Genomic DNA, 25,617 nt, shown 5'->3' on the forward strand with positions numbered 1-25,617 from the left:
CAATATCCCGTCATAGGGAGGATTTCATGCAGAATGCGGATAATGACAATGCCACGGACGGCGCAGAAAGGGCCAAGCAGCTTTCGCCGGCGGCGCAACGGGCTTTGAAGGAAGCAGAAGAACGGCGCAGACAACAGGCCGATCTGCAATTGCCGCCGGAAACCGGCGGTCGCGGTGGCGCTGAACCTGTGCGTTTCGGTGATTACGAAATAAAAGGCCGGGCCATCGATTTTTGAGCCCACAAATAAAAATACCCGCCTTTGGCGGGTATTTTATAATTAAAAACAATTAGTTACTACTTCTGCTCCAGAAGGCGGCATACCGCTTCAAGCTGTTCCAACGTCCGGTAACCGATGCGGATTTGCCCGGATCCACCTTTGTGGCTGATCTTCACATCGAGTCCGAGAGCATCGGACAGGCTGCGTTCGAGCGCGATCGTGTCGGAATCTTTTTCCGCAGCAGGTCGCTTCTCCGCTACATCACCCTGCGACTTGATATCGTTCTGCGCCAGGCGCTCGGCATCACGCACCGAAAGTCCCTTGGACACGATTGTTTTGGCAAGCGTCGCCGGATCGGATGTGGAAACAAGCGCACGCGCGTGACCTGCGGAAAGCGAACCATCCGCCAGCATATCACGTACCGGATCTGGAAGCTTGAGAAGCCGAAGGCTATTGGCAACGTGGCTTCGGCTCTTGCCGATGATTTCGCCGAGATCATTCTGCGTATAGCCGTGTTCGGCAATCAGCTGTTCATACCCCATCGCTTCTTCAAGCGGATTGAGGTCTGAACGCTGTACGTTTTCGACAATCGCCAATTCCAGAGCCGTGCGATCATCCACGTCGCGAACGATGACAGGGACATCGGTAAAGCCCGCCAGCTGCGCCGCGCGCCAGCGTCTTTCACCCGCAATAATCTCGTAGCGGTTGACTCCAACTGTTCTCACGACCACAGGCTGAACAATTCCGTGCTGACGAATGGAGGCGGCCAGATCCTGCAGCTCATTCTCATCGAAATGACGACGGGGGTTTCTCTGGCTGCGAGCGATGAATTCGATCGGAATGGTACGGTCAGCATTAACAGCACGCTGAGGCTCACCCACCGGCACTGGTTGATCCATTTCTCCGATCAATGCAGCAAGACCGCGCCCCAGCCGACGCTTGGAAAGATCATCACTCATAAGATATTACTCCATACATTCCGGCAAACGTCAGGCGGCTTTACGCAGACGCTCTCTCTGGATCACTTCGGACGCCAGCTGCAAATAGGCCTGGCTGCCGGCGCATTTCAGATCGTAAAGAATTGCCGGTTTACCATAAGAAGGCGCTTCGGAAACACGCACGTTGCGTGGAATGAGCGTGTGGTAAACCTTTTCTCCAAGATGCGTGCGTACATCTGACACAACCTGTTGCGCAAGATTGTTCCGCGCATCGAACATCGTCAGAACGATGCCCTGTATATCAAGCTGCGGATTGACAGACCCGCGAATCTGACTGACGGTGTCCAGCAGCTGACTAAGGCCCTCCAGCGCAAAGAACTCGCATTGCAGCGGCACGAGTACAGAATGCGCCGCCGTCATCGCATTCATAGTCAGAAGATTGAAAGAAGGGGGGCAATCAACGAGAATATAGGAATAGCCTCTGGCTTCCTGTGTTTCCATGGCTGCGCGCAACAGAAAAACGCGGTTGGAAACATTCGCGACCTGCATCTCGAAACCGAGCAGATCCATTGTGGAGGGCACAATATCAAGATTAGGAACTGCCGTGGGAACAGCGACTTCCGCGACTCCATGATCTCCCACCAGAAGATCATAAGACGAAAGCTTGCGCTCCTTGCGGTCGATTCCAAGGCCGGTACTCGCATTACCCTGCGGGTCCAGATCCACGATCAGCACCCGCTCACCAATAGCCGCCAGCGCGGTAGCCAGATTAATGGCGGTGGTTGTTTTACCAACGCCGCCTTTCTGGTTAGCAACTGCGATAATCCGGTTTTTTTCAAAAGTCATACCGCACCTGGCCAGTTCGTCAGCGCCTCAAAACGAGGTTGCTGATTTCAAGAACAACAGAATCTGCCTCAATGGCACTCTGATGTTTTACCAGATCAAACTCCCAGCGACCATGTGCTTTCTGCACTTCGGAATCATAATCCCGGCCTTTATTAAAATAGGCCTTCAGATTTGGATTATTCCGCGCCAAGGGGTGAATATAATCGAAAAGCAGGTCCAGTTCGGCGAGCGCGCGCGCTGAAACGGCGTCGCAATTCTTGATGACTTCGGGTGCCCTCTCGATCCTGACAGGATGTACCGCACCTCTTGCACCGGTTTCCTTCAGTGCAATTCGCAGGAATGCCGCTTTTTTATTGTTGCTTTCAACGAGATCGACCCAGCCATCGCCAAGCTCAGCCAGAAAAATTGCAGTGACGACGCCAGGGAATCCGCCGCCGCTTCCAAGATCAATCCAGTTTTTTGGCCGAGGGGAGAGCTGAAATATCTGCGCGCTGTCGGCGACATGCCGGCTCCAAAGCTCGGTGAGAGTGGAGGGCGCGACCAGATTTGTGGTTCTGTTCCACTTCTTAAAAAGCTCGACAAAATGTTCGAGCCTCTCCTGTGTTTCACGTGAAACACTCTGGCCGTTTATCTTCATAATCCGACTCGCTATTGGTGCATGCGCAATTTTTCATTTCGCGTTGCGGAGTCCTTCCGCAGAAGCGCGAGCAGCAGCGATATCGCAGCCGGTGTCATGCCGTCAACACGGGCGGCCTGCGCAATATTTTCGGGACGGGCTTTTTCCAGCTTTTGTTTAAGCTCATTGGAGAGGCCGGAGAGGTCCTTAAAGTCGAAATCGTCGGGAATTTTCCTGTCTTCATCCCGTTTGATATCAACGATATCAGCGCTCTGCCTCTGCATATAGACCGCATAGCTCGCTTCGATCTGCAAGACTTCGGCGACTTTCCTGCCAAGCGCGCCCAATTCAGGCCAATGTCCGGTGAGGGTCTCCAACGTCATATCAGGATAGGCGAGTAATTCATAAACGGAACGGCGCTGGCCGTCCTGATTTAGTTTCAATCCCTGTTTTGCCGCCTGGGACGGACTGATGGAGATTGCCTTCATCAACTCACGACCACGATCCAGATCGGAAATGAACTTTGCAAACCGTTCCTGCCGCTCACGACCGACAATGCCCGCCATCTGGCCGACGGGTGTAAGTCGCAGATCCGCATTATCCACGCGCAGCGAGAGGCGATACTCCGCTCTTGATGTAAACATCCGGTAGGGTTCACTGACACCCTTTGACGTCAGGTCATCGATCATGACACCGATATAGGATTCGGTGCGGCTGAAATAGACTGGATCAGCATCGCCCGCATAAAGCGAAGCGTTCAGACCGGCCACGAGGCCCTGGGCACCCGCTTCTTCATAACCGGTCGTGCCGTTGATCTGGCCGGCAAGAAACAGCCCCGGAATCTTGCGGCATTCCAGAGACGGCTTCAGCTCGCGCGGATCGACATAATCATATTCTATCGCATAACCAGGCTGAAGAATTGTAACCTGTTCAAGCCCGGGTATCGTCCTGATAAATTGCTCCTGCACGGAAGCGGGCAGGGAAGTCGATATGCCGTTCGGATAGATAGTGTGATCATCGAGGCCTTCCGGCTCGAGAAATATCTGGTGACCGTCCCGCTCGCCGAAACGGGTTATCTTGTCTTCGATTGACGGGCAATAACGCGGACCAACCCCTTCGATCTGACCGGAGTACATTGCCGATAGATGAATATTGTCCTTGATAATATTGTGACCAGCCGGCGTGGTGCGAGTGACGCCGCATTCGATCTGGGGATTAACAATACGATCCGTCATGAAGGAAAACGGTACGGGATCCTCATCAGCCGCCTGGCGATCCACCGCATTCCAGTCAATCGTACGTCCGTCCAGTCGGGCCGGGGTCCCTGTTTTCAGACGACCCATAACAAGACCGAGCCGCGAGAGCGTGTCCGAGAGACCTAGAGACGGCATTTCTCCTACGCGCCCCGCCGGAATCTTTTCGGAACCGATATGAATGAGACCACGCAGGAAGGTGCCGCTCGTCAGCACGACGGCGCCGCAAGGAATCCGGCTACCGTTTTTCATGATAACCGCCGCGACCCGATCATCGTCCATTTCAATATCGAAAGCATCGCCCTCAATAATCGTCAGGTTTTCAATCGCATCGATTTCACGCTGCATCGCCTCGCGATAAAGCCGTCGATCGGCCTGTGTGCGCGGCCCGCGAACAGCGGGACCCTTCTTGCGATTGAGCATGCGGAACTGGATACCCGCCGCATCGGCAACGCGGCCCATCAAACCATCCAGCGCATCGATCTCACGAACGAGATGCCCCTTGCCGAGACCGCCAATAGCGGGGTTGCAGGACATGACGCCAATCGTCTCGCGCTTGTGGGTCACAAGGGCGGTCTTTGCACCGTGCCTTGCAGCCGCGGCTGCGGCTTCGCTGCCCGCGTGACCACCACCAATTACAATGACATCGAATGACTGGTGCATATCCTTGCGCCCTGTTCCGTCAGCATCAACATCCCGGTCTCAGCCGCCGATGTTTCACGTGAATCATTTTCCTATGCAGAATTCCGAGAAGATCACGCCCAGCAAATCTTCCACATCAACACGGCCGGTGATCCGTCCGAGCGATGTGGCGGCGAGCCTCAAATATTCCGACCTTATAGCAAGGTCTGGGGTCGCGGAATTGAGCGCATCACTAACATAGTTCAGCGTCTCTTCAAGTCGTTTTTTATGGCGGGCACGGGCAGGAACCAAAGTCTGGCCCGCGCCGACGCGTTTTTCTATTTCCCGCTTAAGCACCCAACGCAATTCGTTCAGGCCTATCCCTTCTTTGGCTGAGATAGACAAATCAAATTCATCGTCCAATATAGCGGGATGAAGTGCAGTTTTTGTTCTGACCCGTAGATAGCTCGGATTTTTGAATGATTCGAGAGATTGTTTCGGGATCGAATCATTATCTTGCAGCAGCAGAATAAGATCTGCCGTTTCAGCCGTCAGAACCGCACGCCGCACGCCTTCCAGTTCCACGATATCCATTGTTTCCCGTATTCCTGCCGTATCAAATATCCTGACCAAATATCCTTCCAGATTGATATCGGCACTCAAGACATCTCTCGTCGTGCCGGCAATGTCGGTAACGATCGCAACGTCTCGGCCGCTCAGGGCATTCAAGAGGGTGGATTTGCCCGCGTTCGGTTCGCCAACGAGCGCAACCTTGAACCCGTCACGAATGATTTCGCCACTTCCGCCTCCCTGGAGATGATCACGGATTTCCCCGCGCAACTGCGCCACTGCGTCCCAGACCTGTGTAGCCACCGAATCCGGAACATCCTCTTCGTCTGCAAAGTCCAGTTCCGCTTCTATAAGGGCGCGAGCCCGCGTCAGGCGACTGGCCCAGCCATCATAGAGTGCCGATAATTTGCCGGTGCTCTGTTCCACCGCCAGCCGTCGCTGCATTTCCGTTTCGGCTTGCAACAGGTCTGCCAGACCTTCGACCTCAAGGAGGTCCATCTTCCCGTTCTCGAAGGCTCTACGGGAAAATTCGCCAGCGTCAGCGGGTCGAAATCCACTGAGGTTTTCGAGTTCGGTAAAAATCGAAGCCATAACCGCGCGACTGCCGTGGCTATGAATTTCGACGCAATCCTCACCGGTGAAAGAATTTGGCGCTGGAAAAGCAATTACCAGCGCCTGGTCGATCACCTCATTGTTTCGATTCCGAATCGAGCAGAGCGTGGTCTTTCGTGGTGATGGAAGGTCCCGACCCGTCAGCATCTTCAAGGCATCAAAAGCCCCCGACCCGCTGATCCTGAGAACAGCGACGCCAGCAGGCAAGGCACCGCTGGAAAGCGCATAGATCGTATCGGCGGAAGCTGGCATCATTTACCTCGGTCTAAAACAGTCAAGCCGCATCCGAGTGAACGGATACGGCTTTACAGATCTTATGATGAATCCGGCTAAAAGTTCGGATCAGGTATTCATCGATTCGAAGAAATCCGAATTGTTCTTTGTCTGCTTCAGCTTGTCGATCAGGAATTCGATGGCGTCCATCGTTCCCATCGGCGCGAGAATGCGGCGAAGAACGAAAATCTTCTGCAGATCCTGGCGCGGCACCAGCAGGTCTTCCTTACGCGTACCGGATTTGAGAATATCCAGAGCCGGGAAGATACGCTTGTCGGCAACCTTGCGGTCAAGCACGATTTCCGAGTTGCCGGTACCCTTGAACTCTTCGAAGATGACTTCGTCCATACGGCTGCCGGTATCGATCAGCGCCGTGGCGATAATCGTCAGCGAACCGCCTTCCTCGATATTACGAGCAGCGCCGAAGAAACGCTTCGGGCGCTGCAGGGCATTGGCATCCACACCACCAGTCAGGACCTTGCCGGAGGAGGGAACAACCGTGTTGTAGGCGCGGCCAAGACGGGTGATGGAATCGAGCAGGATGACAACGTCGCGGCCGTGTTCGACCAGGCGCTTCGCCTTTTCGATGACCATTTCAGCGACCTGCACGTGACGGACTGCCGGCTCGTCGAAGGTAGAGGAAACAACCTCGCCCTTCACCGAACGCTGCATGTCGGTCACTTCTTCCGGACGCTCATCGATCAGGAGAACGATCAGATAGCATTCCGGATGGTTTGCCGTGATGGAATGGGCGATGTTCTGCAGCAGAACCGTCTTACCGGTGCGCGGCGGCGCCACGATCAAACCGCGCTGGCCCTTGCCGAGCGGCGCGACAAGATCAATCACACGCGACGACAGGTCCTTCGAGGTCGGAACATCCAGTTCCATCTTGAAGCGCTCATTCGGGTAGAGCGGCGTCAGATTGTCGAAGTGAACCTTGTGGCGGATCTTTTCAGGATCGTCGAAATTGATCGTGTTGACCTTGAGAAGTGCGAAATAACGCTCGCCTTCCTTGGGGCCGCGGATCGGGCCTTCAACGGTATCACCGGTCTTCAGCGAGAACCGGCGGATCTGCGAGGGCGAAATATAGATATCGTCCGGACCGGGCAGATAGTTTGCATTTGCAGAACGCAGGAATCCGAACCCGTCCTGCAGGACTTCAACGACGCCTTCGCCGATTATTTCGATGTCCTGGCTCGCGAGAACCTTGAGGATTGCGAACATAAGCTCCTGCTTGCGCATGGTGCTCGCATTTTCAACTTCCAGGGATTCAGCAAAAGTCAGCAAGTCGGTAGGCGATTTGCTCTTAAGTTCCTGAAGCTTCATTTCAGCCATGAAGGAAAGACCGTTTGATAATGTAATTTGGGGGAGGGCGTGTTCGCGAATCAGATGCTGTGGGAGATACCGCAGATGACTGAATAATTCACATGCCACGAAGATGAGTGGTCCGAAAATAGCGACTGAACACGGCCGCTGCAAGAGGAAAGCACGAATTCCGCGAAATTTATCGTCGCATCGTCTTAACCGAAGGGTTTCACAACCACAAGTATGACAATCAGGATCATCAGCAGGGTCGGAACTTCATTCATCAACCGCCAGTGACGGGCAGGTCTTGTATTTTCATCCCGCGCAAAACGCTTCGCACTGCGGGTGAAATAAACATGCGTCGCTGTCAAAAGCACCACCAGCCCGATTTTTGCATGCAGCCAGCCGCCGGAAAAACCATAAACCGACCATGCGAGATAAAGCCCCAACGTCCAGGATATCATCATTGCCGGGTTCATGATGACCCTGATCAGCCGTTGCTCCATGACCTTGAAGGTTTCGGATTGCGGCGAACCGGCGGGCGCATCGGTGTGGTAGATGAAAAGCCGCGGCAGGTAAAAAATTGCCGCCATCCAGGAAATCACGGCGATGATATGCAGCGCCTTGATCCAGAGATAAAGATCGGCCGGATCGGCATAAAATAACAGGGCGACGAAAGCGGCAAAGACGCCAAGCGCGATGCCGGCGCGCGCAGCCGCCCGGTTGCCGGAAGGGGCGGAGGTTTGTTTTTCGTCGCTCATGCCCCGGCTCCGCCGCCGCGCACGCGCTGCACCAGCCGGGTCACGTTTTCCGGGTCAGCCTGGGGGGTAATGCCATGGCCCAGATTGAAGATCAGCGGACCCTGTCCCAGCGCCTGCAGCACGGCATCGATGCCATCCTGCAAGGCCTTGCCGCCGGCCACCATCAGCATGGGGTCCAGATTGCCCTGCACAGGGCCTTCCTTCTGCAAGTCTCTGGCGAAACCGAGCGGCACAGACCAATCGAGCCCGATGGCGTCGGCGTCCGTCTTGCGGCGATAATCTTTGAGAAGATAACCAGCTCCTTTGGCGAAGGCGATGATCTTTGCAGAGGGCCGGCGGGCGCGCACCGATGCGATAATGCGAGCGACCGGCTTTATCGCATAGTCTTCGAATTCCTTTTCACCGAGCACACCGGCCCAGGAATCGAAAATCTGAACCGCATCGGCGCCGGCGTCGATCTGCGCCACCAGATAATCGGCGGAAACATCGGCAAGAAAAGCCAGCAGCTTTTCCATAGCGGCCGGCTCCTGATAACCGAACAGCCGCGCCGGAGCCTGATCCGGTGTTCCATGTCCCGCGATCATGTAGGTCGCAACCGTCCAGGGCGCGCCGCAAAAGCCGAGAAGCGTCGTTTCCTCCGGCAAGGTCTTACGCAAACGGGAGACGGTTTCGAAAACGGGCGAAAGATGCGCCATGACATTTGCGGCATCCAGCTTCTCGATACCACTGACATCGATCGGGTCCATGGCAGGACCTTTGCCTTCGCTGAAAGAGACGTTGCGGTGGAGCGCGTCGGGTATCACCAGAATATCGGAAAAGAGAATTGCGGCATCCAGCCCGAACCGGCGAATGGGCTGGAGAGTGACCTCCGTTGCCAGCTCGGGGTTATAACAGAGATCGAGGAAACTTCCGGCACTCTTCCGCGTTTCCCGATACTCGGGAAGATAGCGCCCAGCCTGTCGCATCAGCCAAATGGGCGGCGGCGCGACCGTCTGCCCGTTCAACACCGTCATAACCTTGCGTTCGCTCATGGCACCTAGCTTCTAAAAAATAAAATCAAAGAGATTTAAAAGATTTTCTATTTCTTAGAGTCTGTGAGTAGCAAGGATTAAAATCATTCCAGTCGAAATGCCGCAGTTGCAAGGCCCATCAGGTACCTGAGGATATTGTCGATGTGCTTGCTCGTAGATAATTCGGAAAACGACAATTTACTAAATTATTTCATTTAGTTACCGCCGAACCAGAAAACCGCATATCTGTGGATAATCTGGGGAGAATTTTTGAACAACTCCACATTCTTCAAATAATTCACAGGCGCGCCGGCGATGATTGAAGCCACTTGCGGATTGTGGAAAAACACCACTTTATTCACGGCGCGGTTCGACCCGCAGGGCAATTCGGGGATTTGTCCCGGTTTATCAACAGCGGGAGAAAAACAGCGTGGAGAACAAAAAAAGCTTCTTCCATCTGCACCTGATTTCGGACTCAACCGGCGAGACTCTGATGTCGGCCGGTCGTGCCGTCTCGGCCCAGTTTCACGCCTCAATGCCGGTGGAACATGTCTATCCGATGATCCGAAACCAGAAACAGCTCGCGCAGGTGGTCGACCTCATCGACAAGGAGCCGGGTATCGTCCTCTATACCATCGTCGATCAGCAGCTGGCCGAGTTCCTGGATCTGCGGTGCCATGCGATCGGGGTGCCCTGCGTCAACGTCCTCGAACCGATCATTGGTATTTTCCAGACTTATCTCGGTGCGCCGTCCCGACGGCGGGTGGGCGCGCAGCACGCGTTGAATGCGGATTATTTTGCCCGGATCGAGGCGCTCAATTTCGCCATGGATCATGATGATGGGCAAATGCCGGAAACCTATGACGAGGCTGATATTGTTATCATCGGCATCAGCCGCACATCAAAAACACCAACCAGCATCTATCTCGCCAACAGGGGAATAAAGACTGCCAATATTCCGGTTGTTCCCAATGTGCCTTTGCCGGAAAGCCTCTATGCCGCCACCCGGCCGCTGATTGTGGGTCTGGTCGCGACATCGGATCGTATATCGCAGGTGCGTGAAAACCGGGAGTTGGGCGCGACGGGCGGATTTGACAGCGGGCGTTACACGGATCGCGCCACCATCATGGAAGAGCTGAAATATGCGCGCGCGCTCTGCGCCCGCAATAATTGGCCGCTGATTGATGTCACACGCCGCTCCATCGAGGAAACGGCCGCAGCCATCCTTGCCCTCCGCTCGAGGACGCGATAATCCGGATCGCACCATTCGGAGCAGACAGTCGATGAAACAAGAGTTGATCCTCGCCTCGTCCAGCGCATCCCGCCAGATGCTGATGCGCAATGCGGGGCTGACATTTTCGGCAATCCCGGCGGATATTGATGAGCGTGCGCTCGATGAGCAGCTGGAACGAGACGGCGCCAGCCCGGAAGAGGTCGCACTGGAACTTGCCAGGGCCAAGGCTCTTGCGGTTGGCGCGCTCCATCCGGAAGCACTGGTTCTTGGCTGCGACCAGACCATGGCGCTTGGTGCCCGTGTCTATCACAAGCCAAAAACGATAGTGGAGGCCGAAGCGCATCTGCTCTCATTGTCCGGCAAGGTCCATCGTCTGAACAGCGCTGCCGTTCTCGTCCGGCATGGAGAGGTGGTGTGGCAGACCGTTTCCAGCGCCGAGCTAGGCGTTCGAACATTAAGTGCAGAATTTGTCTCCCGTCACCTGAAACGGGTGGGCGAAAAGGCCTTGAGCAGTGTCGGCGCTTACCAGCTTGAGGGAGAGGGAATCCAGCTATTCACCTCAATCGAGGGCGATTATTTCACCATTCTAGGTCTGCCGCTTCTGCCGCTTTTATCGAAACTGCGCGACATGGATGTCATCGATGGCTGATTCACGTGAAACATTAACCATAAATGCCTTCGTTGTCGGTTACCCGATCAAGCATTCGCGGTCGCCTATTATCCATTCTTACTGGTTGAAGAAATTCGGGATTGCCGGTTCGTATAAGGCCGTTGAAGTCTCTCCTGATGATTTCACGAATTTCATTGCAGTGCTGAAGGAAGGCAAGCCGGGCACACCCGTCGGCGGCAATGTCACTATTCCCCATAAGGAAGCGGCCTATCGGCTGGCAGATAAACCCGATGCTCTGGCGGAAGAACTCGGTGCCGCCAACACTGTCTGGATGGAGGAGGGCAGTCTTCGCGCCACCAATACGGATGGTTACGGTTTCGTCGCCAATCTCGATGAACGTCATCCGGGCTGGGACAAGGCCGAGCGGGCCGTGGTTTTGGGTGCCGGCGGCGCAAGCCGGGCAGTCATTCAGTCCCTGCGTGATCGCGGTATTGCCGAAATCCACGTCCTCAATCGTACCGTCGAACGTGCGCGTGAACTGGCCGACCGTTTTGGACCGCGGGTCTTTTCCCATCCCCAGGCAGCGCTTCATGAGGCAATGCAGGGCGCCGGGCTTTTCGTGAACACGACATCGCTCGGCATGGATGGAACGGAAGCGCCGCATCTTGATTTTTCGCCGCTGGCCGCCCAGGCCGTCGTGACCGATATCGTCTATGTGCCTTTGAAGACCCCGATCCTGAAGATGGCGGAAGAGCAAGGCATTACGACGGTCGACGGATTGGGCATGCTGCTTCATCAGGCAAAACCCGGTTTCATGCGATGGTTCGGCAAAATGCCTGAGGTCGATGAAACCCTGCGTTCTCTCATCATCGAGGACATGGAGAAACATTGATGATCGTCATCGGTCTCACCGGCTCGATTGGAATGGGGAAAACGACGACCGCCAAGCTGTTCGCGGGGGAAGGGGTTCCGGTTCTCGATTCGGATGAGGTCGTGCATGGGCTATACCGGACCGAAGCCGCTCCGCTGATTGAGGCAGCCTTTCCGGGTACCACCGTTTCCGGTGTGGTGGACAGGCAGAAACTCGGCGATGTCTTGCGGGAGAATCCGGCTAATTTTGGTAGACTGGAAGAGATCGTGCATCCGCTGGTGCGCAAGAGGCAGGAAGCCTTTCTGGCTGCAGCAAGGAAAGACGATCGGCAATTCGCCCTCCTCGATATTCCCCTGCTGTTCGAAACCGGGGCGGAAAATCGCGTCGATAAAGTCGTGGTGGTAAGTTGTGCGCCGGAGATTCAGCGAGAGCGGGTTTTGTCCCGACCCGGCATGACGGAAGAGAAATTCGAAATGATCCTCGCCCGACAGACGCCCGATGCGGAAAAGCGCCGGCGTGCCGATTTTATCGTCGATTCCGGAAGTGGTGTCGAAGCAGCACGGGATCAGGTAAGAGAGATATTGCAGAAACTGGCCGCTGAGTCGCGCCGCGGAGAGATGAATGCGTGAGATCATTTTCGATACGGAAACCACAGGCCTTGAATCGAAGCTGGACCGCGTGATTGAAATCGGCGGTATCGAGCTGATCAACCACTTTCCCACCGGCCGCACGCTGCATCTCTATATCAGCCCTGAAGATCGCAAGGTTCATCCCGACGCGCTTGCCGTTCACGGCATTACCGACGAGTTTCTGAAAGACAAACCGAAATTCGCCGAGGTCGTCGACCAGATTCGTGACTTCTTCGATGGTGCGCGCTGGGTGGCGCATAATGCCACATTCGACATGGGCTTCATCAATGCCGAATTCGCTCGCCTCGGCATCGAACCGGTGTCCGCCGATCTGGTGACGGACACGCTTTCGCTTGCCCGCCGCAAGCACCCCATGGGGCCGAATTCGCTGGATGCGCTTTGCCGGCGTTACGGCATCGATAATTCCCACCGTACCAAGCACGGCGCACTTCTCGACTCCGAACTGCTGGCCGAAGTCTATATTGAAATGATCGGCGGGCGGCAGACGGCGCTCGGCTTCGGTTCCGCCGCCAAGCAGGAAACCATTGTCATTGAGGATGATGTGCCGCTTGCGCCGCTGCAAAGACCGAGCCCCTTGCCCTCAAGACTGGATGCGGAAACGGTGGCGGCCCATGGCAAGCTCGTTCTCGGCATGGGCGACAAGGCGATCTGGAACCGCTACCAGAATTGACGCCTGCTGAGGCGTTGAAATGGAACTCTGGCCAAAGAAAAACCCGGGCGAAGAACCCGGGTTTTGTTTTATCTGCAATGTAGGGCCTTGGGCGCCGCTTAGTTCGGCACGGCGTGAACCTGGGCCTTGGCCTGTTCTTCGGCAACGCGCTGCGCAAACATCTGCGCGAAATCGATCGGGTCGATCATCAGCGGCGGGAAGCCGCCATTGCGGGTGACGTCGGCGATGATCTGGCGGGCGAAGGGGAAGAGCAGGCGCGGGCACTCGATGAACAGCACCGGCAGCATATGCTCCTGCGGGAAACCGGCAATGCGGAACACGCCGCCATAAACCAGCTCGGCCGCAAACAGGACCTTGTCGCCATCCTTGGCTTCCGCATTCAGCGTCAGGACAACGTCGAAATCCGAGCCGGAGATCGGGTTTGCGTTGACGTTGACATTGATGTTGATCGAAGGCGCATTCTCACGGGCCTGAAGCGAACGGGGAGCACCCGGATTTTCGAAGGAAAGATCCTTGATGTACTGGGCAAGAATGTTGAGGGAAGGACTTACTGCGCCCTGTGCACCATTTTCAGCGGTCATTACGTTTCCTCACGGCGTGAATTCGTGGAAGGCGGTCTATCATTTCGACCCGGGGCTTACAACCCTTCGTGATCGGGTCATCGCGATCCATTCCGCCCGAGATCAGGGTTTGGGCAGGTCGCGATCATCAGGTTTGCGCGACCATGGGGAACCCTTTGGCTCCTCGCGGTGAAACTCCTCCTCGTCGAGATCCACCACCTTCGAATTGCCGGCATGTCCCGGACCGTTGCGAAAGCCGGAAAAATCACCGGGCTGAGGACCGGATTGCTGGCCGGATTGCCGAAACGAACCCGCAACGACGACCCGCGGTCCGAAGGCTTTCCAGAAAAACCGCCGTACGATCGGAGACAGAAGCAGAAGGCCGAGAATGTCGGTAATGAAGCCGGGAATGATAAGCAGGATCCCGGCAACGACGCGCATGGCGCCATTCACCAGTTCATCCGCCGGCTGCGCGCCGGTGCGGCCCGCATCCTGAAGGTTTCTCACCATGCCGATGCCGCCGAGACGTAGGATCAGGAGCCCCAGAAACGACGTGAACAGGACAAGCGCCAATGTCAGCCACAAGCCGATCGCTTTGCCGACGATAATGAAGCCGGCAATTTCGAGAATGGGCATCATCAGGATGACGATGGGGAGAAAGGAAAAACGCATCTTCTAGCCTTGCGTGTGCATCTCTGGCAGATTGCCGGTTCCCGGGACACCGATGATTGAATCTGCACATTTGAATGATGATAAGATGCAGACTATATGATGGTGAGGTTTTCGAATTTAAATGGCGGTTTTGGTAAAACATGGGCTTTAGCGACTTTATCACATTGTTTTTTCTCGTTGCAGCGGTGCTGATCTTCTTTCAGCTGCGCAGTGTCCTTGGCCGCCGCACGGGCAATGAGAAGCCGCCATTCGACCCCTATAGCCCGCGAGATGTGGCAAAGGGCCCCGTTGCAGATGATAACAAGGTCGTGACCTTGCCGAAACGCAGCGAGGCAGAGGATGAGAACCGCTTTGCCGAGGCGGATGCGCTAGCGCCCGTCGATAGCCCACTCAATGCATCGCTGCGTGAGGTGATGACCAGGGACCCGTCCTTCGGTCCCAAGGAATTCCTGAACGGCGCTCGCATGGCTTATGAAATGATCGTCATGGGTTTTGCCGATGGGGATCGCAAGACGCTCAAGAACCTTCTGTCGAAGGAGGTTTTCGATGGTTTCGAAGCGGCGATTTCCGAGCGTGAAGGTCGTGGCGAGGTGGTGAAGTCCACCTTCGTGGGCATCGAGAAAGCAGATATTACCCAGGCCGGTGTGCGCGATTCCGAAGTGCAGATCACCTTGAGGATCATCAGCCAGCTGATTTCGGCGACCTATGACAAGGACGGCAAGCTGGTGGATGGCGATCCGGATACGGTTGCGGAGGTGGATGATATCTGGACCTTCTCGCGCGATATCCGCTCGCGTGATCCGAACTGGAAGCTGATCGCTACTGAATCCGAGCAATGACCGCGCCCTATTCGATCGAGGAAGTTTCTTTCAGCGACCTGCCCGGATGGCGGCAAGACGATCCGGGCAAGCTTTTTCCCGCGATGGCGACAATCCTGTCGCATCTTCGGAACGCAAAACCCTACAGGACCGGCGCGCTCGGGGTCACGGCGGCGGAACTTGTTTCGCTTCTGGAAAATGCTGAGAAAAACCCAGCAAAAAGTCCGGAACAGGCGCGCCGGTTTTTCGAAACCAATTGCGTGCCTTTCAGGATTTCTTCGGCTCCGGGAAAAAGCGGTTTCGTAACCGCTTTTTACGAACCCGAACTGGAAGTGTCATCTGAACCCGACGACATCTGGCGTTATCCGATTTACCGCCGGCCGCCCGAACTGGTGGATATCGACGATACCAATCGGCCCGCTGGCTTCGATCCGTCCTATGCTTTCGGCGGGGCGGACGAGGACGGTATTTCCTATTTTCCCGACCGCCAGGCGATCGATGAAGGGCATCTGGAGGGCAGGGGCCTTGAGATTGCCTGGGCGAAATCGAAGGTCGACCTGTTTTTCGTCCATGTGCAGGGGGCGGCACGTCTGGTTTTTCCTGACGGCGCGGTAAAGCGCATTACCTATGCGGCCAAGGCCGGGCATGCTTTTTCCCCGATTGGCCGTCTGCTTCTCGATCGCGGGGAACTTGATCCGAAAACCGTATCGATGCAGACGATCCGCAAATGGCTCGCTGACCATCCCGACAAGGTGGATGGGGTGCTATGGCATAACCGCTCCTATATTTTTTTCCGGGAGGCGGATGTCGCTGATCAGGATATGGGGCCGATTGCCGCCGCAAAGGTGCCGCTTGTCGCCGCGCGCGCGCTTGCGGTGGACAGGCTCATCCACACGTTCGGGCTTCCCTTCTTCATCCATTCACCGTCGCTAACTCATCTCGATGACGGAAAACCTTTTGCGCGGCTTATGCTGGCGCTCGATACGGGTTCAGCCATTGTCGGCCCGGCCCGTGGCGATATCTTCACCGGCTCCGGTTTCGAAGCAGGAGAGCTTGCCGGTACGGTGCGCAATGAGGCCGACTTTTATATACTGATACCGCGGGTTGCTGCGGAGAGGTATCGGTGATGAAGAGCAGTCGCAAGCTCGGCAAGGAAGAGCGCATTCTGTGGGGAAAGGTCGCAAAAACCACGCGGCCGATCTCCGGCAGACTGGAAGATTTGCTGGCTTTCGAGGACATGGAGGAGCCTCTGGTTGAACCCGAGGTTTCCCAGACCGGCAAAAGCAGCTTTCCGCGCATGCTTGCGGAGCCGGCCGAGCCGCCATCAGCGGCTCCGGACAAAAAGCCGAAAATTCATCAGCCGATGGAAAAACCGGTCAAGCGCAAGCTCACCCGTGGCCGGCTACCGCTGGAAGGGCGGATCGATCTTCACGGTATGTTCCAGAGCGAAGCCCATGCGGTGCTGCTTGATTTTCTGTTGCGCGCGCATGAACGTGGTCTCAGGCATGTGCTCGTCATAACGGGCAAGGGGCGTTCCATTGGTAGCGATGGCGCGTTGAAAAGGGCGGTGCCCATGTGGTTTTCCAAACCGGAATACCGCCACCTGATTTCATCCTATGAGGATGCATCCGCCAATCACGGCGGCGACGGCGCTCTTTATGTGCGGCTGGCGCGTCGGCGGGGTGAAAAGTCATGACGCCCTTTGCGGAGGCAGTGCGGCAGCTTCGTGAACGCAAGGGCGTGACGCAGAAACAAATGGCCGCCGCTATCGGCGTGTCGCCGGCTTATCTTTCGGCGCTCGAGCATGGCAAGCGTGGAAAGCCGAGCTTCGATCTGCTGCAGCGTATCGCCGGATATTTCAACATCATCTGGGACGAGGCGGAGGAATTGTTCTTTCTGGCCGGCTCGTCCGACCCGAAAGTGGTGATCGACACCGTCGGCCTGCCGCCGCAATATACGGCTTTCGCCAACCGTCTCGCACGGGATATTCGCAAGCTGCCGCCGAGTGTGGTAGAGGAACTGTCAGCCTTGCTGCAAAAAAGCCGTTCTTGCGATTGAAACCCCTCTATCCCCTGCTTTATTCAGCATCCTGAAGCATGCGGCCTTTGGGATTGGGTGTAGAATTTCTATAGTCGCATGTCGGATTTGAGTGATTCGCTGGCTTCAGGCCTTCTCACTGGAAACCTGGCCAGGAAAACTTTGGAAAGAGTACTTATGACCGAAACATCGTCAAGCGAAGTCGGCGCGAATGCGGAATATGGAGCCGATTCGATCAAGGTTCTCAAGGGCCTTGATGCCGTGCGCAAACGGCCCGGCATGTATATCGGTGACACCGATGACGGTTCCGGCCTGCATCACATGGTCTATGAAGTCGTCGACAACGCCATCGACGAGGCTCTCGCCGGTCATGCCGATCTGGTGACGGTGACGCTGAACGCCGATGGCTCCGTGACGGTGACGGATAACGGACGCGGCATTCCGACCGACATCCATTCTTCCGAAGGCGTTTCTGCCGCCGAAGTCATCATGACCCAGCTGCATGCGGGCGGTAAATTCGACCAGAATTCCTACAAGGTGTCCGGCGGCCTGCATGGCGTGGGCGTGTCGGTGGTCAATGCGCTCTCGGTCTGGCTGAAGCTCAGAATCCGCCGCAATGGCAAGCTGCATGAAATCGGCTTCACCCATGGCGTTGCTGATGCGCCGCTTTCCGTCATTGGCGAATATGAAGGCCGTTCGGGCACGGAAGTCACATTCCTTGCAAGCCCGCAAACCTTCACCATGACGGACTATGATTATGGAACGCTGGAGCATCGCCTGCGCGAGCTCGCATTCCTGAATTCCGGCGTGCGCATCCTGCTCACCGACAAGCGCCATTCTGATATCAAGCAGGAAGAGCTGCTGTATGATGGCGGCCTCGAAGCCTTCGTCCGTTATCTCGACCGTGCCAAGAAGCCGCTGGTGGACAAGCCTGTCGCCATCAAGGGCGAAAAGGACGGCATTACGGTTGAGGTCGCGCTCTGGTGGAACGACAGCTACCACGAGAACGTGCTCTGCTTTACCAACAACATTCCCCAGCGCGACGGCGGCACCCATATGGCCGGTTTCCGCGCGGCGCTGACCCGTCAGGTGACCTCCTATGCCGAAACTTCCGGCATCCTGAAAAAGGAAAAGGTAAGCCTGCAGGGTGAGGACTGCCGCGAAGGTCTGACGGCCATTCTTTCCGTCAAGGTTCCCGACCCCAAGTTTTCCTCGCAGACGAAGGACAAGCTCGTTTCGTCCGAAGTGCGTCCGGTCGTGGAAAGCCTCGTCAACGAAGCGCTCTCCACCTGGCTGGAAGAACATCCGTCCGACGCGAGAATCCTCGTCGGCAAGGTTGTGGAAGCGGCGGTTGCCCGCGAAGCCGCCCGCAAGGCGCGCGAACTGACGCGCCGCAAGGGTGCGCTCGATATTGCCTCTCTGCCCGGCAAGCTTGCCGACTGCTCCGAGCGCGATCCGGCGAAATCCGAACTTTTCCTCGTTGAGGGTGACTCCGCTGGCGGTTCGGCCAAGCAGGGCCGCTCGCGCGAAACGCAGGCGATCCTGCCGCTGCGTGGCAAGATCCTCAATGTTGAACGCGCCCGTTTCGACAAGATGCTGTCCAGCCAGGAAATCGGTACGCTGATCACGGCACTTGGCACGTCCATCGGCAAGGACGAGTTCAACGCCGACAAGCTGCGTTACCACAAGATCATCATCATGACAGATGCTGACGTCGACGGCGCTCACATCCGTACCCTGCTGTTGACCTTCTTCTTCCGCCAGATGCCGGAACTGATCGAGCGCGGCCATCTCTATATCGCCCAGCCGCCGCTTTATAAGGTCACGCGTGGCAAATCCGTGCAGTACCTCAAGGATGAAAAGGCGCTGGAAGAGTACCTGATCTCCATGGGTATCGAGGAAGCATCGCTGACCCTCGGCTCTGGCGAAGTGCGCGTCGGCGCCGATCTTCGCGAAGTCATTCTGGATGCGTTGCGCATGCGCTCGCTGATCGACGGGCTGCATTCCCGTTACAGCCGCTCGATCGTGGAACAGGCTGCCATTGCCGGCGCGCTGAACCCCGAGCTTTCGGCCGATGCCGCCCGCGCCGAAGAAACCGTTGCCGAAGTGGCGCGGCGTCTTGACATGATTGCGGAAGAAACCGAACGCGGCTGGTCCGGCACCGTGCTGCAGGATGGCGGTTTGCGCTTCGAGCGCATGGTGCGTGGCGTCAAGGAAGTCTCGACGCTGGATATGGGCCTGCTCGGTTCGGCCGATGCCCGCCATATCGATCAGCTCGCGGCCCGCACGCGCGATATCTACGTCACGCCGCCGGTCCTGCAACGCAAGGATGGCACGATGGAACTGGCTGGTCCGCGCGCGCTGCTGGATGCGATTTTCGCGGCCGGGCGCAAGGGTCTTTCCATGCAGCGCTACAAGGGTCTTGGCGAAATGAATGCCGAGCAGCTGTGGGAAACGACGCTTGACGCCAATGTTCGCTCGCTTCTGCAAGTCAAGGTCAACGACGCCACCGATGCTGACGGCCTGTTTGCCCGCCTGATGGGTGACGAAGTGGAGCCGCGCCGCGACTTCATCCAGGAAAATGCGCTGAGCGTTGCAAACCTCGACATTTAATCCTGTGGAGCAGTTCGCGTAACGATTCACGTGAAACGAAACTTTAACAAAAGGCCCGGCGGTCAATTTCCGCCGGGCCTTTTGTTTTGTGCGGACAAGCTGATATCAGTCGGTCTTGCCCGTGAAGCGTCCTTCAAAAGCCACGTCTGAAAGAGGCAGACGCTTGCTCGGTACTTCCCGTTCCGCCAGATCATCAGGAAGAACGGACTTGTCGGTCAACGTGCCGATGGCGACCCCGGCCTCCACCCTGTAGCCTTCCGGAATATTTAGCCTCTCAACGATTTGGTCTTTCAAGATGCCGGCCATGCCGTGGGCGTGGTACCCGAGCAGATGCGCCTGCATGGCAAGCGAAAACCAGGCAGCACCCGCATCGAAGGAATGGGTCGCGGATGGCTTTTTCTCACCTTCGCGCGAGATGTTATGGTCGCGGGAAATGACGAAGAGCAGCACGGAGGCGTTTTTTGCCCAGCGCTGGTTTCCTTCCATCAGCAGTTCCACGAAGAGCGGCCAGTCTTCACTATCCTTGTGCGCATAGACAAACCGCCATGGCTGATAGTTGGAAGCGGAGGGTGCCCAGTGCGCCGCATCCAGAATGGTCATCAGATGCTGGGGCGGCATGGTGTTGCCGTCGAAGGCGCGGGGAGACCAGCGATCAAGGAAGAGGGGATCAACGGGATATTCGGATTGCCGGGAATTGCTGTTCGTCACGGGCCATGTCCTTTTGATTGACGGGAAGGAAAAGGTATTTTTCGAAACTTGGCGCAGTCAAGGGGTGACAAGTATGAATGCATCGTTCATATATGCATCACCTTGTCTGACAACCGGGAGAGAGTTCCATGAAATTGATGCGTGTTGGCCAGCCCGGCCAGGAAAAACCTGCAATCCTCGACGCGGAAGGAAAAATCCGCGATCTGTCCGCCCATGTGAAAGATATCGGCGGCGACGCCATTTCTCCCGAGGGCCTCAAAAAGATCGCCGCGATCGATCTGAGCACGCTTCCAGTCCTGAACGAAGACCGCATCGGCGCCTGCATTGCGGGAACCGGAAAATTCATCTGCATCGGCCTTAATTTCTCCGACCATGCCGCCGAAACGGGTGCCACCGTACCGCCGGAACCGGTCATTTTCATGAAGGCGACCTCGGCCATCGTCGGTCCGAATGACAACGTCACCATTCCGCGCGGTTCTGAGAAGACCGACTGGGAAGTCGAGCTCGGTGTTGTCATCGGCAAGACCGCCAAATATGTCTCGGAAGCCGATGCTCTTGACTACGTTGCCGGCTATTGCGTTTCGCATGATGTTTCCGAACGCGCCTTCCAGACGGAGCGTGCCGGCCAGTGGACAAAGGGCAAGTCCTGCGACACCTTTGGCCCCATCGGCCCCTGGCTGGTGACGAAAGAGGAAATTACCGACCCGCAGAACCTCGGCATGTGGCTAAAGGTGAACGGCCAGACCATGCAGGACGGCTCCAGCAAGACCATGGTTTACGGCGTCGCCCACGTTGTCTCCTATCTCAGCCAGTTCATGTCGCTGCATCCCGGCGATGTCATTTCCACCGGCACCCCTCCCGGCGTCGGCATGGGCCTGAAGCCGCCGCGTTACCTGAAGGCGGGTGATGTCGTGGAACTCGGTATCGAGGGCCTCGGTTCCCAGAAGCAGACCTTCGTCGCCGACATCTGATCGCAACGGCGTTCAACGGAAAGTGAGGCGCTGGCGGGAAACCGCCGGCGCCTTCGATTTTGTGCACCTGCGAAAAGCTGCTATGGTTGAAAAAAAGAGCGTGATCGCGAGGGAGGCGTCATCAGTGTTCTACCATCTTTATGAAATGAACCATGCGGCCATGGCGCCGCTGCGCGCCGGTGCCGATATGATGCGCCAGGCCTGCAACAATCCTATGAACCCGCTTTCCAGCACGGCCTTCGGAAGAAGCCTCGATGCCGGCTTCGAGGTTTTCGAACGCCTGACGCGCCGTTATGTCAAACCGGAATTCGGCCTTGCCACGACTATTGTCGATGGAGAGACCGTTACCGTTGCTGAAGAGACCGTCTGGTCGCGTCCGTTCTGCAATCTCGTCCATTTCAAAAAAGAGATCGATCCTGCCCGCCAACCTGAGCCGAAGGTGCTGCTGGTGGCGCCGATGTCCGGCCATTATGCGACCCTGCTGCGCGGCACCGTGGAGGCGCTGCTGCCTTCGGCCGATATTTACATTACCGATTGGGTCGATGCCCGCATGGTGGCAACGAGCGATGGGACCTTCGATCTCGACGATTACATCAGTTATGTCATCGAGATGCTGCGCGAGATAGGTCCGGGCGCGCATGTGGTCGCCGTCTGTCAACCGTCCGTGCCTGTTCTGGCCGCCGTTTCGCTTATGGAGGCCGATGGCGATAAATTTGCGCCGGCATCCATGACGCTGATGGGCGGTCCAATCGATACGCGCATCAATCCCACAGCCGTCAATGGTCTCGCCAAGGCGAAGCCGATCGAATGGTTCCGCGATAATGTCGTCATGCAGGTGCCGTGGCCGCAGCCCGCTTTCGGCCGCAATGTCTATCCCGGCTTCCTGCAGCTGTCCGGTTTCATGTCGATGAACCTCGACAAGCACATGACGGCGCATAAGGATTTTTACCTCAACCTCGTCAAGAATGACGGCGATTCCGCCGAAAAGCACCGCGAATTTTACGATGAATATCTGGCCGTCATGGATCTGACGGCGGAGTTTTATCTGCAGACGGTGGAAACCGTCTTCATCGACCATGCGCTTCCGAAGGGAAAGATGCTGCACCGGGGCAGGGCGGTCGATCCCGCCGCCATTCGCAATGTCGCATTGTTCACCGTGGAAGGGGAGAATGACGATATTTCAGGCGTCGGCCAGACAAAGGCGGCCCATGATCTCTGCAGTAACCTGCCTGAAGACAAACGCGCCCATTACATGCAGCCGGATGTCGGCCACTATGGCGTCTTCAACGGCTCACGCTTCCGGAAGGAAATCGTGCCGCGCATGCTGGATTTTATCCACAAACACCAGACTGCCTGACGTAAGATGGTGGGTGGTGTCATGCATTTGCGTGGCCAAGCGACGGACGAATCGGCTATGAAGGGTTCATGTTTTCGCTCCTCAGAAAATCCCTGAAGTCACCGGCGCCAAAGAAGGTTGCGCCGAGCCAGCGCACCGTCGCGGTGGCGGGCCGGCAGGTGCCGATCACGGTCAGGGAAAATCCGCGGGCCACGCGCATCACCTTGCGCATAGAACCAGGCGGCCGGGCGTTGAAGCTGACGATCCCGATGGGCCTGCATCACCGCCAGGTGGATGATTTTCTCGAGAGGCATCAGGGCTGGCTGGAAGGCAAGCTTCTGAAATTCAGCCTCGATGACGGTTTGCGTCCGGGCGCTACCATCGATATCAGAGGCATATCCCACCGCATTGACCATACCGGCAGCCTGCGAGGGCTGACACATATCGCGAAAGACGCCGATGGCGTCGACGTTCTGAAAGTCAGCGGCGCGCCGGAACATCTGAGACGACGGATCGCGACATTCCTGAAAAAGGAAGCGAAGGCCGATCTGGAACGGCTCGTCGCCGTTCATGCCAGCGCTGCCGGCCGGCCGGTGCGGTCCATCAGCATGAAGGATACACGCAGCCGCTGGGGCTCCTGTTCCCATGATGGAAACTTGAGCTTTTCCTGGCGTATCGTCATGGCCCCGGAAAAGGTCATCGATTATCTTGCCGCCCATGAGGTCGCGCATCTGAGCGAAATGAACCACGGTCCGAAATTCTGGGCCTTGTGTGAAAAGCTGTGCCCGCACACCAATGAGGCCAAGGACTGGCTGAAACGCCACGGCTCCAAACTTCACGCCATCGATTTCGATTGAAACCTGCGGCACGGATCGCCATCTGGATTCACGTGAAACATTCCATCGGGAATGGGTGCGATTTGGCTCGACTCTTGTCGCATTTCATGTCAGGTCGCGGGTATGAAACCGGATATCAAGATTTGCGGATTGAAGACACCGGAAGCGCTGGAGCGTGCCGTCAGGCGCGGTGCGTCCCATGTCGGTTTTATTTTCTTTGAAAAAAGCCCGCGCAACATCGAGCCCGATATTGCCGGCAGGCTGGCGGAAGCCGCCCGTGGCGCCGCCAAGGTGGTCGCGGTCACCGTCGATGCCGATAATGATTATCTCGATGAAATCGTTGATCTCGTAAAACCGGATATCCTGCAGCTGCATGGCAATGAAAGCCCGGAACGGTTGCTGAACATCAAGGCGCTTTATGGCCTGCCCGTCATGAAGGCGATTTCCATTCGCGACGCCGCTGATCTTGCCAAAATCGACCCTTATATTGGAATAGCCGATCGTTTTCTGCTGGATGCCAAGGCGCCGGCGGGCTCCGACCTGCCGGGTGGTAATGGCGTCTCGTTCGACTGGACCATCCTGCGATCACTTGACGGAAGCATCGATTACATGCTTTCCGGAGGGTTGAACAAGGACAATGTCGCTGAGGCTCTGGCGGAAACCAAGGCAAGCGGACTAGATTTGTCGTCCGGTGTCGAAAGCGCGCCGGGCATCAAGGATCTGTCCATGATCGATGCATTTTTTGATGTGGTGAATGATTGGTCGAAAGGCCCAAAGGGAGCTTGAAGTGAACGACGCGCCAACACCCAATTCTTTTCGTGCTGGTCCTGATGAGGACGGCCGTTTCGGTATTTACGGAGGTCGCTTCGTTGCCGAAACGCTGATGCCGCTCATTCTGGATTTGCAGGCGGAATGGGACAAGGCCAAGACCGATCCCGCGTTTCAGGCGGAACTCAAGCATCTCGGCGCGCACTATACCGGTCGCCCGAGCCCGCTTTATTTCGCGGAACGCCTGACGGCGGAACTCGGCGGCGCGAAGATCTATTTCAAGCGCGAGGAGCTGAACCACACCGGCTCGCACAAGATCAACAATTGCCTCGGTCAGATCCTGCTTGCCAAGCGCATGGGCAAGACCCGCATCATCGCGGAAACCGGCGCCGGCCAGCACGGCGTTGCCTCCGCAACGGTGGCAGCACGTTTCGGTCTTCCCTGTGTCGTTTATATGGGCGCGACCGACGTAGCCCGTCAGGCCCCGAACGTCTTCCGCATGAAGCTTCTGGGCGCCGAGGTGAAACCGGTGACAGCAGGTCATGGCACGCTCAAGGACGCCATGAACGAGGCCCTGCGTGACTGGGTTACCAATGTCGAGGATACCTATTATCTGATCGGCACCGCGGCCGGCCCGCATCCCTATCCGGAAATGGTTCGCGATTTCCAGGCGGTCATCGGCGAGGAAGCCAAGGCGCAGATGCTGGAGGCGGAAGGCCGCCTGCCGGATCTGGTCATTGCGGCTGTCGGCGGCGGTTCGAACGCCATCGGCATCTTCCATCCTTTCCTCGATGACAAGAATGTCCGCATCGTCGGCGTCGAGGCGGGCGGCAAGGGCCTTTCCGGTGACGAGCATTGCGCTTCGATCACGGCCGGTTCGCCGGGCGTGCTGCATGGCAACCGCACCTATCTGCTTCAGGACGAGGATGGCCAGATCAAGGAAGGTCATTCCATTTCCGCCGGTCTCGATTATCCCGGCATCGGCCCGGAACATTCCTGGCTGAACGATATCGGCCGCGTGGAATATGTGCCGATCATGGACCATGAGGCGCTGGACGCCTTCCAGATGCTGACCCGCCTCGAAGGCATCATTCCGGCTCTCGAGCCGAGCCACGCTTTGGCAGAGGTCATCAAGCGCGCGCCGAAGATGGGCAAGGATGAAATCATCCTGATGAACCTCTCCGGCCGTGGTGACAAGGATGTCCACACCGTCAGCAAGTTCCTTGGAATGGATGTATAA

The 25,617-nt window shown here is 56.8% G+C and carries 27 protein-coding genes; 16 read left to right on the forward strand and 11 right to left on the reverse strand.

The genetic code is table 11. The annotated features are described in order from the left end of the window. The first annotated feature begins 26 nt into the window (after positions 1 to 26). Positions 27 to 236 carry a DUF1674 domain-containing protein gene (locus MRBLRC7O_RS12390; protein ID WP_003505320.1) on the forward strand — a complete coding sequence of 70 codons (210 nt, stop codon included), beginning with the start codon at positions 27 to 29 and terminating at the stop codon, positions 234 to 236. A 59-nt stretch (positions 237 to 295) separates the two neighbouring features. Here MRBLRC7O_RS12390 and MRBLRC7O_RS12395 read toward each other — a convergent pair whose 3' ends face one another. The 8 genes from MRBLRC7O_RS12395 to hemE all read right to left on the reverse strand — a co-directional run bounded on the left by MRBLRC7O_RS12395 (position 296) and on the right by hemE (position 9,044). Beyond that, positions 296 to 1,177, reverse strand: a complete 882-nt coding sequence (locus MRBLRC7O_RS12395; protein WP_003505321.1) for a ParB/RepB/Spo0J family partition protein — start codon at positions 1,175 to 1,177, stop codon at positions 296 to 298. Between the two features lie 30 nt (positions 1,178 to 1,207). Further along, a complete protein-coding gene (locus MRBLRC7O_RS12400; protein ID WP_003505322.1) occupies positions 1,208 to 2,002 on the reverse strand; it encodes a ParA family protein in 795 nt (264 codons plus the stop codon). A 19-nt stretch (positions 2,003 to 2,021) separates the two neighbouring features. Then, the gene (rsmG, locus tag MRBLRC7O_RS12405; protein ID WP_367727435.1) at positions 2,022 to 2,639 is read right to left on the reverse strand and encodes a 16S rRNA (guanine(527)-N(7))-methyltransferase RsmG; all 618 of its coding nucleotides are present in this window, start codon (positions 2,637 to 2,639) and stop codon (positions 2,022 to 2,024) included. 11 nt (positions 2,640 to 2,650) lie between these two features. Beyond that, positions 2,651 to 4,534 carry a tRNA uridine-5-carboxymethylaminomethyl(34) synthesis enzyme MnmG gene (gene mnmG / locus MRBLRC7O_RS12410; protein ID WP_080866500.1) on the reverse strand — a complete coding sequence of 628 codons (1,884 nt, stop codon included), beginning with the start codon at positions 4,532 to 4,534 and terminating at the stop codon, positions 2,651 to 2,653. Between the two features lie 63 nt (positions 4,535 to 4,597). Continuing rightward, complete coding sequence (gene mnmE / locus MRBLRC7O_RS12415; protein ID WP_162690833.1) at positions 4,598 to 5,929, reverse strand: tRNA uridine-5-carboxymethylaminomethyl(34) synthesis GTPase MnmE; 1,332 nt, start codon at positions 5,927 to 5,929, stop codon at positions 4,598 to 4,600. 87 nt (positions 5,930 to 6,016) lie between these two features. Continuing rightward, the gene (gene rho / locus MRBLRC7O_RS12420) at positions 6,017 to 7,282 is read right to left on the reverse strand and encodes a transcription termination factor Rho (protein ID WP_004444236.1); all 1,266 of its coding nucleotides are present in this window, start codon (positions 7,280 to 7,282) and stop codon (positions 6,017 to 6,019) included. Positions 7,283 to 7,467: 185 nt separating this feature from the next. Then, on the reverse strand, positions 7,468 to 8,013 hold the full coding sequence (gene hemJ / locus MRBLRC7O_RS12425) for a protoporphyrinogen oxidase HemJ (RefSeq protein WP_003505328.1): 546 nt from the start codon (positions 8,011 to 8,013) through the stop codon (positions 7,468 to 7,470). Then, the gene (gene hemE / locus MRBLRC7O_RS12430; RefSeq protein ID WP_003505329.1) at positions 8,010 to 9,044 is read right to left on the reverse strand and encodes a uroporphyrinogen decarboxylase; all 1,035 of its coding nucleotides are present in this window, start codon (positions 9,042 to 9,044) and stop codon (positions 8,010 to 8,012) included. The genes hemJ and hemE overlap by 4 nt, the downstream gene beginning before the upstream one ends. Before the next feature lie 409 nt (positions 9,045 to 9,453). Here hemE and MRBLRC7O_RS12435 point away from each other — a divergent pair, with 409 nt between their 5' ends. Genes MRBLRC7O_RS12435 through dnaQ form a run of 5 tightly spaced genes read left to right on the forward strand, consistent with a single transcriptional unit; the run spans position 9,454 to position 13,058 of the window. Then, positions 9,454 to 10,275 carry a pyruvate, water dikinase regulatory protein gene (locus MRBLRC7O_RS12435; RefSeq protein WP_003505331.1) on the forward strand — a complete coding sequence of 274 codons (822 nt, stop codon included), beginning with the start codon at positions 9,454 to 9,456 and terminating at the stop codon, positions 10,273 to 10,275. A gap of 31 nt (positions 10,276 to 10,306) precedes the next feature. Continuing rightward, a complete protein-coding gene (locus tag MRBLRC7O_RS12440; RefSeq protein ID WP_003505332.1) occupies positions 10,307 to 10,906 on the forward strand; it encodes a Maf-like protein in 600 nt (199 codons plus the stop codon). Continuing rightward, positions 10,899 to 11,759, forward strand: a complete 861-nt coding sequence (locus MRBLRC7O_RS12445; RefSeq protein ID WP_003505333.1) for a shikimate dehydrogenase — start codon at positions 10,899 to 10,901, stop codon at positions 11,757 to 11,759. Before MRBLRC7O_RS12440 ends, MRBLRC7O_RS12445 begins: the two co-directional genes overlap by 8 nt. Further along, positions 11,759 to 12,367, forward strand: coding sequence for a dephospho-CoA kinase (gene coaE / locus MRBLRC7O_RS12450; protein ID WP_080866502.1), 609 nt, complete (start codon positions 11,759 to 11,761; stop codon positions 12,365 to 12,367). The genes MRBLRC7O_RS12445 and coaE overlap by 1 nt, the downstream gene beginning before the upstream one ends. After that, on the forward strand, positions 12,360 to 13,058 hold the full coding sequence (dnaQ, locus tag MRBLRC7O_RS12455; protein ID WP_003505337.1) for a DNA polymerase III subunit epsilon: 699 nt from the start codon (positions 12,360 to 12,362) through the stop codon (positions 13,056 to 13,058). The genes coaE and dnaQ overlap by 8 nt, the downstream gene beginning before the upstream one ends. A gap of 98 nt (positions 13,059 to 13,156) precedes the next feature. Here dnaQ and secB read toward each other — a convergent pair whose 3' ends face one another. Further along, positions 13,157 to 13,639 (reverse strand): protein-export chaperone SecB, encoded by a 483-nt coding sequence (gene secB, locus MRBLRC7O_RS12460; RefSeq protein WP_003505339.1) that lies wholly within the window; start codon positions 13,637 to 13,639, stop codon positions 13,157 to 13,159. A 102-nt stretch (positions 13,640 to 13,741) separates the two neighbouring features. Beyond that, entirely contained in the window at positions 13,742 to 14,290 is a 549-nt protein-coding gene (locus MRBLRC7O_RS12465; RefSeq protein WP_003505340.1) for an FxsA family protein, read from the reverse strand. 140 nt (positions 14,291 to 14,430) lie between these two features. On the opposite strand from MRBLRC7O_RS12465, the gene MRBLRC7O_RS12470 reads away from it, so the two are divergent. The 5 genes from MRBLRC7O_RS12470 to gyrB all read left to right on the forward strand — a co-directional run bounded on the left by MRBLRC7O_RS12470 (position 14,431) and on the right by gyrB (position 19,758). Beyond that, complete coding sequence (locus tag MRBLRC7O_RS12470) at positions 14,431 to 15,129, forward strand: Tim44/TimA family putative adaptor protein (RefSeq protein ID WP_003505341.1); 699 nt, start codon at positions 14,431 to 14,433, stop codon at positions 15,127 to 15,129. Beyond that, complete coding sequence (mltA, locus tag MRBLRC7O_RS12475; RefSeq protein ID WP_003505343.1) at positions 15,126 to 16,235, forward strand: murein transglycosylase A; 1,110 nt, start codon at positions 15,126 to 15,128, stop codon at positions 16,233 to 16,235. Before MRBLRC7O_RS12470 ends, mltA begins: the two co-directional genes overlap by 4 nt. Further along, complete coding sequence (locus MRBLRC7O_RS12480) at positions 16,235 to 16,804, forward strand: Smr/MutS family protein (RefSeq protein WP_003505344.1); 570 nt, start codon at positions 16,235 to 16,237, stop codon at positions 16,802 to 16,804. Before mltA ends, MRBLRC7O_RS12480 begins: the two co-directional genes overlap by 1 nt. Further along, positions 16,801 to 17,166 carry a helix-turn-helix domain-containing protein gene (locus tag MRBLRC7O_RS12485; protein WP_003505345.1) on the forward strand — a complete coding sequence of 122 codons (366 nt, stop codon included), beginning with the start codon at positions 16,801 to 16,803 and terminating at the stop codon, positions 17,164 to 17,166. The genes MRBLRC7O_RS12480 and MRBLRC7O_RS12485 overlap by 4 nt, the downstream gene beginning before the upstream one ends. Before the next feature lie 156 nt (positions 17,167 to 17,322). Continuing rightward, entirely contained in the window at positions 17,323 to 19,758 is a 2,436-nt protein-coding gene (gene gyrB / locus MRBLRC7O_RS12490; RefSeq protein WP_003505346.1) for a DNA topoisomerase (ATP-hydrolyzing) subunit B, read from the forward strand. 105 nt (positions 19,759 to 19,863) lie between these two features. Here the strand turns inward: gyrB and MRBLRC7O_RS12495 are convergent, their stop codons facing one another. Beyond that, entirely contained in the window at positions 19,864 to 20,466 is a 603-nt protein-coding gene (locus MRBLRC7O_RS12495; protein ID WP_003505347.1) for a nitroreductase family protein, read from the reverse strand. A 128-nt stretch (positions 20,467 to 20,594) separates the two neighbouring features. Here MRBLRC7O_RS12495 and MRBLRC7O_RS12500 point away from each other — a divergent pair, with 128 nt between their 5' ends. The 5 genes from MRBLRC7O_RS12500 to trpB all read left to right on the forward strand — a co-directional run bounded on the left by MRBLRC7O_RS12500 (position 20,595) and on the right by trpB (position 25,617). Further along, positions 20,595 to 21,437, forward strand: a complete 843-nt coding sequence (locus MRBLRC7O_RS12500) for a fumarylacetoacetate hydrolase family protein (RefSeq protein WP_003505348.1) — start codon at positions 20,595 to 20,597, stop codon at positions 21,435 to 21,437. Positions 21,438 to 21,561: 124 nt separating this feature from the next. Next, entirely contained in the window at positions 21,562 to 22,794 is a 1,233-nt protein-coding gene (locus tag MRBLRC7O_RS12505) for a polyhydroxyalkanoate depolymerase (protein ID WP_233282912.1), read from the forward strand. A gap of 68 nt (positions 22,795 to 22,862) precedes the next feature. Then, on the forward strand, positions 22,863 to 23,630 hold the full coding sequence (locus MRBLRC7O_RS12510; RefSeq protein WP_003505351.1) for a M48 family metallopeptidase: 768 nt from the start codon (positions 22,863 to 22,865) through the stop codon (positions 23,628 to 23,630). A 102-nt stretch (positions 23,631 to 23,732) separates the two neighbouring features. Further along, positions 23,733 to 24,395: a phosphoribosylanthranilate isomerase gene (locus tag MRBLRC7O_RS12515; RefSeq protein ID WP_003505352.1), complete on the forward strand. Its 663-nt coding sequence runs from the start codon at positions 23,733 to 23,735 to the stop codon at positions 24,393 to 24,395. A gap of 1 nt (position 24,396) precedes the next feature. Next, positions 24,397 to 25,617: a tryptophan synthase subunit beta gene (gene trpB / locus MRBLRC7O_RS12520; RefSeq protein ID WP_003505353.1), complete on the forward strand. Its 1,221-nt coding sequence runs from the start codon at positions 24,397 to 24,399 to the stop codon at positions 25,615 to 25,617.

Origin of the sequence: Agrobacterium radiobacter, from assembly GCF_040801995.1 — a bacterium.
In the GTDB taxonomy this organism is placed as follows: Bacteria; Pseudomonadota; Alphaproteobacteria; order Rhizobiales; family Rhizobiaceae; genus Agrobacterium; species Agrobacterium radiobacter.